Origin of the sequence: Ochrobactrum sp. XJ1 (genome assembly GCF_024701725.1) — a bacterium.
In the GTDB taxonomy this organism is placed as follows: domain Bacteria; phylum Pseudomonadota; class Alphaproteobacteria; order Rhizobiales; family Rhizobiaceae; genus Brucella; species Brucella anthropi.
The window spans coordinates 1-8,387 of the sequence record NZ_VDGD01000039.1; the positions used below are offsets into that span (position 1 = coordinate 1).

An 8,387-nucleotide genomic window follows, 5' to 3' on the forward strand; every position below is an offset into this window, starting at 1 on the left:
CTGATGTCTGCATCGCCAAAATTTACGCCCAAACCGTCAGGCAGGCAACTGTAGCCCAGTTAACGTGACAACACCCTGTGAACTAATGTGAAAATTATTTTCAAATCGGTAAAATTATGATAAATGACTTTTCATAAAGATAAAAAGTAAACGGGAACAACGTGAATTTGTCCACATTGATTGGGTCCTGCCGAGGCAGTCTCACCCCAAACCAGCAAAAGATCGCAGATTTTGTGCTCGCCAATCCATTCGCGGTCGCGACGATGGGTATAGAGGAGCTTGCACAAGCAACCTCTACCTCATCTGCAACGATTACCCGGTTCGTGCGGGCACTGGGATTGGGGAGCTTTACAGATTTCAGAGGATTCGCGGTACAAGGCTACCAGTCATTGCTGCGCCCAGTGGAGAATGTCGACCGCGCCCGTCACATCCCGCCTGGAAAGATTGCGGAGGGTTCCTTCCAGAGTGCTGCAGAATGCTTGCAGCAGGTCATGAGGGAAGCCGGGAATACCGTGTGGGAGGACATTGCGGCCCAGATGATGAATGCGCCGCGTGTTGCCTTTCTCGGTTTTGGCGTCAGCGCGAACATGCTGCAATATCTTGCTGATAAATCAATCCTTTTTACCCGGTCACAGCTCGTGCTGAACGGTGCCGGCGGGCTCGAACGTGTTGCCCAGAAAGTGCTCCGGCTGGGGCCTGGAGATCTTGTGATAGCGATGGCATTGCCACGCTACTCACAGGCGACCCTTGATTTTCTGAAGCTTGCGCGAGGCCGGGGAGCCCATTGCATTGCCGTAACGGATGGCCCTGCCTCGCCGCTGTGTTCACTCAGCCATGAGCAGATATTCGTACCCGCGAGCCACCCCGTTCTGCATAGTTCGACGATTGGTGCACTCGCTGCCTTCGAAGCGATCATTGCCGTGCTGACGGCACATCACCAGAGCGTCTCGGATGCCGTTTCCGTAACGCGCTCTCTCATGCCCTATCTTTATGCGGAGGATGAAGATCAGCCGCAGTCCAAATCGAGGACCACGGATGACAGTGAAGCCGAGTAACCCCGAAGACGCACCGATCGTACGCGTTGAAAATGTCAGTGTTGATTTCAAGGGCGATGATGGCACGTTTCGTGCGGTCAGGAATCTATCGTTCGAGATCAAACCGGGTGAAACGCTGGCAGTTGTGGGTGAATCCGGATCCGGTAAATCTGTCACGTCTCTTGCGATCATGCGTCTTGTGGAATTCGGTGGCGGCAAGATTACGGAAGGCGCTATTGAATTTACCAACCGCGATGGAGTTACACACGACCTTACCAGGTTTGCGCTTGATGAGATGGAAGGTATTCGCGGCAACGATATAGCGATGATTTTCCAGGAGCCAATGACCTCTCTCAACCCGGTTTTTACTGTTGGCGAGCAGATTGCCGAAGCGGTGCGTTTGCATCAGAAGTGTTCTTCTGCTGAAGCACGGGCTGAAGCACTGCACATGTTGGAAAAGGTCCGTATTCCCGATGCCAGGCGCATACTTGACCGTCATCCGCACCAGTTGTCGGGTGGCATGCGTCAGCGTGTCATGATTGCCATGGCTCTTTCTTGCCGACCGCGTCTGCTGATTGCCGATGAGCCAACCACGGCTCTGGACGTCACCATTCAGGCGCAGATTCTGCGTCTCATCCGTTTGCTGCAGGAAGAGATGGGCATGGCCGTACTCTTCATCACTCACGATATGGGCGTTGTGGCGGAAGTTGCAGACAAGGTGCTTGTTATGCGTGGCGGCGAGAAAGTGGAAGAAGGCACCGTAGAAACCATTTTTGCTGCGCCGCAACACCGTTATACCCGCGCGTTGCTTGCCGCAGTGCCACGTCTTGGAGCTCTTAACGGTGAAAACCTTCCGCGTCGTTTTCCTCTATTGAAAGCCGATGACAGCGGCTCGGACAGTTTTGCCGAGTATCCTCCGCAAGACACGATCAAATCATCTGAGCCGGTATTGCAGGTGCGTGATCTGGTGACGCGGTTCGATATCAGGAACGGGCTCTTCTCGAAACTCACTGGTCGCGTGCATGCTGTGGAACAGGTCAGTTTCAGTTTGCACCAGGGTGAAACACTGGCGCTGGTCGGTGAATCGGGTTGTGGCAAGTCAACGACCGGACGCACAATAATGATGCTTCAGGAAGTCACTTCCGGAGCGGTCTTCTATAATGGCAAGGATATTTTCAAACTTGGAAGAGCGGAAAAGCAATCCATTCGCCGCAAGATCCAATACGTCTTTCAGGACCCGTTCGCATCCCTCGATCCGCGGCTGACTGTGGGCTTTTCAATTGCGGAGCCGCTAATCACCCACGGGCTCGCAAAAGGGGGGGAAATCCAGGAGCGTGTAGTGGAATTGCTTCGGGACGTGGGTCTGCAGCCAGAGCATGCGCATCGTTATCCGCATCAGTTTTCGGGGGGGCAACGTCAGCGTATCTGTATAGCGCGTGCTCTCGCGGGAGATCCCGATATTCTCATTACCGACGAGGCGGTTGCCGCGCTTGATGTCTCCATTCAGGCACAGGTCATTAATCTGATGATGGAACTGCAGGAAAAACGTGGACTTTCCTACATATTCATCAGTCACGACATGGCGGTTGTTGAGCGGATATCCCATCGTGTGGCGGTGATGTATCTTGGGCAGGTCGTTGAAATTGGTCCGCGGCGCCAGATTTTCGAGAATCCACAACATCCCTATACGCGACGGCTTCTCTCTGCGGTTCCAATTGCCGATCCCCAGCGGCGTGAGCGCAGTCGCCCGCTTATCGAGGGGGAAATCCCAAGCCCGGTGCGTTCACCGGACGACATGCCGGTCGTCAGCCCTCTTATCGAGGTGGAGCCTGGCCATTTCGTAGCACGCCATCCCATCGGCGATTTTCATTGATCTTAGGAAGGAGTTGACAATGAAACTGAAGAACTTGCTGTTGTCGTCGGCGTTGGCCGCCGCGATAATGCTCCCGGGCGCGACGGTCTGGGCGAAATCCCTTACCGTTGCGGTACCAAATAACCTGACAGGTCTTGATCCAACGAACATCAATGACACGCTGTCGCAGACCTCGCTTCGTCTTATCTATCAGGGTCTTTTTGGCTTCGACAAGGATATGAAGCTCATTCCTCTACTGGCTGAAAGCTATGAGGCCAATGGCGATGCGACCGAATTTACCATCAAGATTCGCAAAGGTATCAAGTTCCACGACGGCACGGATTTCAATGCTGAAGCAGTTAAGGCCAATATCGAACGTCTTGCCAACCCGGACAACAAGCTTTCGCGCCGCAGCCTGGTCTCAATGGTCAAGGAAGTGCAGGTTGTTGACGATGCTACCGTCAAATTGATCCTCAAGGAACCGTTTGGCGCGATGATCGCCTCGCTTGCTCATCCAGGTGCCATGATCATTTCACCGGCGGCGCTTGAAAAATACGGCAAGGAGATCGGACGCAATCCGGTCGGAACCGGCCCGTTCAAGTTCAAAAACTGGTCGGCAGATACGCTTGAAGTCGTGAAAAATGACAACTACTGGAAAGAAGGGCTTCCCAAGATCGATGGCGTTACGGTTCGTTCAGTGCCGGAATCCGGTGCGCGCTTTGCAATGCTCCAGACGGGTGAAGCCCAGTTCATCCCTTCTTTCCCTCCTGAACTGATGCAGGTCGCCGAAAAGAACCCGAATGTCGAGGTCGATAAAGACCCTTCTATCGTCGAGTGGTACGTCTCTCTCAATAATCTGAAAAAGCCTTTCGATGACGTTCGCGTCCGACACGCGCTCAATTACGCCGTAGACAAAAAAGCCTATTGCAAGATCGTCTATAACGACCTTTGCGAGCCGGCAGATTCGATCATTCCCAAGAACCTTGCATTCCATGTGCCGGTTGGCAACTACGAGTACAATCTCGACAAGGCCAAAGATTTGATGAAGGAAGCAGGCCTGGAGAGTGGTTTCGAAACGGAAATCTGGGCAAACTCCAATACGGAATCCATACGTGCGGTTCAGTTCATCCAGCAGCAACTGGCACAGATCAACGTGAAAGTGAACGTAATGCCGCTTGAGGCTGGCGTTGCTGCGCAGAAAATCTGGTCTGTCGAGAAGCCGGAAGATGCTGCCGTACAGATGTATTATGGCGGCTGGTCTGCATCGACGGGCGATGCCGATTGGGGTATTCGCCCATTGCTTTATGGCCAGAGCTTTCCGCCAGCAATGTTCAACGTTGCTTACTTCAAGGACGCAAAGGTCGATGCTGCAATCGAAGGTGCAATCAGCACGGCTGATCCGGCCAAGCGGGCAGAATTCTATGCGGAAGCACAAAAGGCCGCCTGGGAAGGCGCACCCTGGATCTTCCTCGGTGTGAACCAGAACCTGTCGGCCAAGACCAAGTCACTTTCCGGCGTCTATATGCTTCCGGATCGTGGTTTCCTGCTCGAAGAAGCGGCATTCGCTGACTAACAGCTCGTGAAAAGAGCGCTGGCCTTTCGGGGCCGGCGCTACCTTTCCGAAAGGGAATTTATGTTTTCCTATCTCATCAAACGGCTTGTCGCTACCGTACCTGTCATCGTGCTCGTGATGGTTTGCGTTTTCGCCTTTGTGCACATGCTGCCAGGTGATCCCGCCCGCCTTGTAGCGGGCCCCGACGCCAGCCCGCAAGATATTGCTGCAGTTCGTTCGTCGCTTGGGTTGGATAAACCGTTGCCAGAGCAATTCACACGCTATTTGACGCGTGCGGTTCACGGCGATTTCGGTGTTTCGCTTAAGACGCGACGAATGGTCACCGAGGAGATCGGCGAACGCCTGATGCCTACAGTCTGGCTCACTGTATTTGCAATGCTCTGGTCTTCACTTCTCGGTTTGCTGATCGGCGTGATTTCTGCTGTAAAACGCGGTAAATGGCCTGACTACGCTGGAATGATCATAGCGGTATCCGGCATTTCATTCCCGCCATTCTGGCTGGGCCTGTTGCTAATCAATATTTTCTCGGTGAAACTTGGCTGGTTTCCGACCGGCGGCTACGGTACTTGGCAGCATTATGTGATGCCTTCGTTCACGCTTGGGGTGGGGGTTGCAGCTGTTATGGCGCGTTTTACCCGCTCAGCATTTATTGAAATTGCGCGGGAGGACTATGTTCGCACAGCACGCGCCAAAGGCGTGCCGGAGCGAAGGGTCGTATGGAAACATGCGCTACGCAACGCATTGATCCCCATTATCACAATGGTTGGTCTGCAATTCGGTTTTCTGCTTGGTGGATCGATAGTGGTCGAAAGCGTGTTCTCCTGGCCAGGTGTAGGAAGACTGCTGGTCGATTCCGTTTCCTATCGGGATTACCCTGTCATTCAGGCATTGATCCTGCTGTTCTCACTACAGTTCATCTTTATCAATCTGCTGGTTGACGTTCTTTATGCCTTTGCAAACCCGGAGATCCGCTACAAATGAGTACGACAACCGTATTGGTGGACCCAGCCCAGAAAATGCGCAGACCATTGGCCGAATTCTGGCGGCGGTTCAAAAAGCAGAAGGTAGCCCTGGTGGCGCTCGTCTTCATCATTGCTTTGGTGCTGGCGGCAATTCTGGCTCCAGTGCTTGCACCTTATGATCCGAGCACGCCGGACTATAATGCCGTTCTCCAGGGCCCGAGTGCCGGGCATTGGGCGGGAACGGATGCCTATGGGCGTGACATATTCAGCCGCATTATCTGGGGTGCGCGCATTTCGCTCGCGGTGGGCTTTCTGTCGGTGACGCTGGGCGCGCTTTTCGGCGTCACGCTTGGTATCGTTTCCGGGTTTTACGGTGGTTGGGTGGATTCGGTTATCATGCGATTGTGCGATCTGCTGCTTGCTTTCCCTGGCATTCTGCTTGCAATCGCTGTGATCGCGGTGCTCGGACCCGGCATTACCAATGTGATCTACGCAGTCGCGATCTTCTCTATTCCGGTTTTCGCCCGACTTGCTCGCGGCACCACGTTGCAGTTGAAGCGCACTGTTTATGTCGATGCATCGCGGGCGATCGGCGTAGCTGATCGCGTTATCATGCTTCGTCATATCTTGCCTGGTACCCTGCCAAACGTCATTGTCTATTTTTCGATGCGTATAGGCACCTCCATTCTGACCGCTGCTGCCTTATCTTTCATCGGCCTCGGCGCGCAACCGCCAAGCCCCGAATGGGGCGCCATGCTGGCTGATGGCCGGACCTATATGGGAGTGGCCGATCATTTGACGTTATTCCCCGGCATCGCAATATTTGTCACCGTGCTGGGCTTCAATCTTTTTGGCGATGGCTTGCGCGATGCGCTCGATCCGAAGCTACGATCCGACTGAGGAGCGGTTGTTATGCGAGTTTATATCTCCGCCGATATTGAGGGAGTTGCAGGTGTTGTTGCTCCGGCTCAAGGGCAGGCTGGTCATGTGGAATATGAGAAAGCGCGCATTCTCATGACCGAAGAAGTCAACGCCGTAGTCGAGGGGTTGGTAGAAGCGGGCGCAACCGAAATCCTTGTCAACGACTCTCACGGGCCAATGACAAATATTCTGCCATCTCTGCTGCATCCGGCAGCCGATTTGCTTCTAGGCAAGCCCAAGCCGATGAACATGGCCTGCGGTTTGACGGCTGAATTCGATTTGTTCCTTATGGTCGGGCATCATTCCATGGCCGGCAAGGGTGGGGTACTTGCCCACACCACAAACGGTTTTGCATTCCGGGAAGTCCGTATCAACAACCTGCCTTACGGGGAGCCGGGTATTTACGGTGCTTATGCCGGAGAGCTTGGCGTTCCAGTTGGTCTGGTTTCCGGCGACGATTGCACGAGGGACGAAAATATTGGATTTTTCCCGGATGCTGAATTTGTCGTTGTCAAACAATCTTTCGGTCACCGGGCTGCACGTCAGGTATCCGTCCAGCGGGCGCGCGCTATGCTGAGGGAGGGGGCGATACGTGCAGTCCGCGAAGCTGGTAGTAAAAAAGCATTCCGGCTGAATGGGCCATACAAGACGGAATTCTTGATGAGCAATGCGGCACTCGCAGATCAAATGGCAATACTCCCCCCGGCCAGACGGGTTGATGCCGTCACCGTGGGGTTCGATTGTGTGACGATGGCGGAGGTGGTTGGCTGGATGACGGCACTTTCCGCCATGAGTTTCGCGTTGCGCTGACGCGATTGAATAAAGCAGAACTCCTTCCAGATTGAGGTCAGAATGTCTGAAACGATGCCGGTTATCGCGCTGCATGGCGGTGCGGGAACGATACTGAAATCCAACATGACGCCGGAGCGCGAGGCTGCCTATCATGTTGCCCTGCGCTTCTGTCTCGAGGCGGGACTGAATATTCTGCGCGAGGGTGGCACATCGCTCGATGCCGTAACGGCTTCGGTTATGGCATTGGAAGATGACCCGTTGTTCAACGCGGGACGTGGCGCGGTTTTTACCACCGACAGCACCCACGAAATGGATGCGGCCATTATGAATGGATCGACACGTGAATGCGGCTCGATTTCAGGAATTTGCGGTCCACGCCACCCGATACTTGCCGCGCGCGCAGTGATGGAAACGACCGAGCATGTATTTCTGGCCGGTGATGGCGCCAAACGCTTCTGTGAAAATGCCGGTCTTGAATTACAAACTCCGGAATGGTTCGGTACCGAACATCGGCTCAATGCCCTCAAGGCTGAAATGAAGCGTCGTAAAGAGGGGCTTCCGGATGACGGCGATCCTGCTCGCAAGCATGGAACTGTCGGGGCGGTGGCGCTCGATCGGTTCGGTCACCTCGCGGCAGCGACCTCCACAGGCGGCATGACGGCAAAGACGCCCGGTCGCGTCGGTGATAGTCCCGTTATTGGCGCCGGAACCTGGGCTGACGATACCACTGCGGCCATTTCGGCAACCGGACATGGAGAATATTTCATTCGTTGGGCTGTTGGACACGAGATCGATGCACGTATGCGCTGGGCAGGACAGGACTTGCAAAATGCGGCAGGTGGTGTCGTGACCGAACTGGGTGAAATCGGCGGTTCAGGCGGGCTTGTGGCCGTGGATGCAAAGGGCAATATCTGCCTGCCCTTCAACAGTCCGGGAATGTATCGCGCATGGTGCGGTGTGGATGGTGTCATCCATACCGGAATCTATCGCCATTGATTGTCTCGCCCGAATTGCATCGCGGTAGTTATATACTGCCTGAACTACGCTGAGGTCACGAACAGAGGTTTGTGCGGGCAAAGCCATCGTCGGGATGATGGTCGACCGGGGTATTGCCGTTCGTGCGGTTACGTCAGCTCGCGGACCGGGTACGCCGGTTCGCGAGATTAGGAGCAGGGGGGGGGTGCGGACGAAAACTTGGACTATCATGGAGGTAGTTCATGTATTCCTACGAAGATCGGGTGCGAGCAGTTGCG

The 8,387-nt window shown here is 54.5% G+C and carries 7 protein-coding genes; all 7 read left to right on the plus strand.

Features of this window, described 5'->3' with window-relative positions; translation table 11 throughout:
• Positions 1 to 167: 167 nt before the first annotated feature.
• The 7 genes from FG152_RS26745 to FG152_RS26775 are packed head-to-tail and all read left to right on the plus strand — an operon-like array spanning position 168 to position 8,130.
• The gene (locus FG152_RS26745) at positions 168 to 1,055 is read left to right on the plus strand and encodes a MurR/RpiR family transcriptional regulator (protein WP_181375998.1); all 888 of its coding nucleotides are present in this window, start codon (positions 168 to 170) and stop codon (positions 1,053 to 1,055) included.
• Complete coding sequence (locus FG152_RS26750; RefSeq protein WP_109366501.1) at positions 1,036 to 2,907, plus strand: dipeptide ABC transporter ATP-binding protein; 1,872 nt, start codon at positions 1,036 to 1,038, stop codon at positions 2,905 to 2,907. Before FG152_RS26745 ends, FG152_RS26750 begins: the two co-directional genes overlap by 20 nt.
• Before the next feature lie 19 nt (positions 2,908 to 2,926).
• Complete coding sequence (locus FG152_RS26755; RefSeq protein ID WP_109366500.1) at positions 2,927 to 4,459, plus strand: glutathione ABC transporter substrate-binding protein; 1,533 nt, start codon at positions 2,927 to 2,929, stop codon at positions 4,457 to 4,459.
• Between the two features lie 60 nt (positions 4,460 to 4,519).
• A complete protein-coding gene (gene gsiC, locus FG152_RS26760) occupies positions 4,520 to 5,440 on the plus strand; it encodes a glutathione ABC transporter permease GsiC (protein ID WP_071632278.1) in 921 nt (306 codons plus the stop codon).
• Positions 5,437 to 6,321, plus strand: coding sequence for an ABC transporter permease subunit (locus tag FG152_RS26765; RefSeq protein ID WP_498989389.1), 885 nt, complete (start codon positions 5,437 to 5,439; stop codon positions 6,319 to 6,321). Before gsiC ends, FG152_RS26765 begins: the two co-directional genes overlap by 4 nt.
• 12 nt (positions 6,322 to 6,333) lie before the next feature.
• The gene (locus FG152_RS26770) at positions 6,334 to 7,152 is read left to right on the plus strand and encodes a M55 family metallopeptidase (protein WP_109366498.1); all 819 of its coding nucleotides are present in this window, start codon (positions 6,334 to 6,336) and stop codon (positions 7,150 to 7,152) included.
• Between the two features lie 42 nt (positions 7,153 to 7,194).
• Entirely contained in the window at positions 7,195 to 8,130 is a 936-nt protein-coding gene (locus FG152_RS26775; RefSeq protein ID WP_071632281.1) for an isoaspartyl peptidase/L-asparaginase family protein, read from the plus strand.
• Positions 8,131 to 8,387 lie beyond the last annotated feature (257 nt).

Excerpts from the sequence above, each read along its gene's own strand:
- FG152_RS26750 (WP_109366501.1), top strand. The coding sequence starts at position 1,036 with ATGACAGTGAAGCCGAGTAACCCCGAAGACGCACCGATCGTACGCGTT.
- FG152_RS26755 (WP_109366500.1), top strand. The coding sequence starts at position 2,927 with ATGAAACTGAAGAACTTGCTGTTGTCGTCGGCGTTGGCCGCCGCGATA.
- gsiC (WP_071632278.1), top strand. The coding sequence starts at position 4,520 with ATGTTTTCCTATCTCATCAAACGGCTTGTCGCTACCGTACCTGTCATC.
- FG152_RS26765 (WP_498989389.1), top strand. The coding sequence starts at position 5,437 with ATGAGTACGACAACCGTATTGGTGGACCCAGCCCAGAAAATGCGCAGA.
- FG152_RS26770 (WP_109366498.1), top strand. The coding sequence starts at position 6,334 with ATGCGAGTTTATATCTCCGCCGATATTGAGGGAGTTGCAGGTGTTGTT.
- FG152_RS26775 (WP_071632281.1), top strand. The coding sequence starts at position 7,195 with ATGTCTGAAACGATGCCGGTTATCGCGCTGCATGGCGGTGCGGGAACG.